General features: G+C 45.6%; 1 protein-coding gene. It reads left to right on the plus strand.

Annotated elements, in window-relative coordinates; all coding sequences use genetic code 11:
- Positions 1 to 952, plus strand: a 952-nt coding sequence (locus A3763_RS01715) for a proton-conducting transporter membrane subunit (RefSeq protein ID WP_304440770.1), incomplete at both ends; no start/stop codon positions are given.

Here is a 952-nt window from a genome sequence, read left to right on the forward strand (position 1 = left end):
ATCGGTGCAACGTTTATCCTGATAGGCGTTGGCATGCTTTATATGAAGACAGGCACCCTTAACATGCTAGACCTTGCAGGCCGTATCGACGTATATGACAGCAGCCGCACGATCAATACCGGGCTCGCATTTATTATGGTCGGCGTCAGCATCAAGCTTGCTTTATTCCCATTACATATGTGGCTTCCTCCCGCTTATACCCATGCGCCCTCAGCTGTTACCGCGTTTTTGGCCAGCACAGCGACTAAAGTTGCAGTGTATGTGATGATTCGTTTCATCTTTACAATATTCGGGGCTGACCATGTTTTCACCGATATGGGCATGGATCTAATTTTGATGGTCTTGGCTGTCGTCGCAATTTTCAAGTGCTCTTACATGGCAACCGTGCAGAGCAACGTTAAAACAGTCCTTGCTTATAGTAGTGTTGCGCAAATTGGTTATATGATTCTCGGACTGAGCTTAGTCAGCGTAACAGGTTTGATGGCGGGACTTATCCACATATTTAACCATGCACTCATGAAAGGAGCTTTGTTTATGGCCGTCGGTGCCGTCTTTTATCGCGTAGGCTCTGTTGATATAAAAGCGTTCAGAGGTTTGGGCAAACACATGCCTTTAACCATGGCGGCATTCACAATTGCTGGCCTGAGTATAATCGGCGTACCGCTCACCGTTGGTTTTGTAAGTAAATGGTATCTGGTGACAGCAGCGCTAGAACAAAATCATTGGGTACTTGCTGCACTTGTACTTGCTGGCTCATTGTTAGCGGTAATCTATATTGGCCGGGTATTAGAGGCTGCGTATTTCCAAAAACTACCAGAATCACAAAACCCTAATAATATTAAAGAAGTTCCCTGGCTAATGCTGGCTCCGATGTGGGCACTTGTATTGGCAAACATTTATTTTGGTATCGATACAAGCTTGACTACCGACGCTGCAAATAGCGCATCTCAAT

The organism is Oleiphilus sp. HI0128, assembly GCF_001635365.1.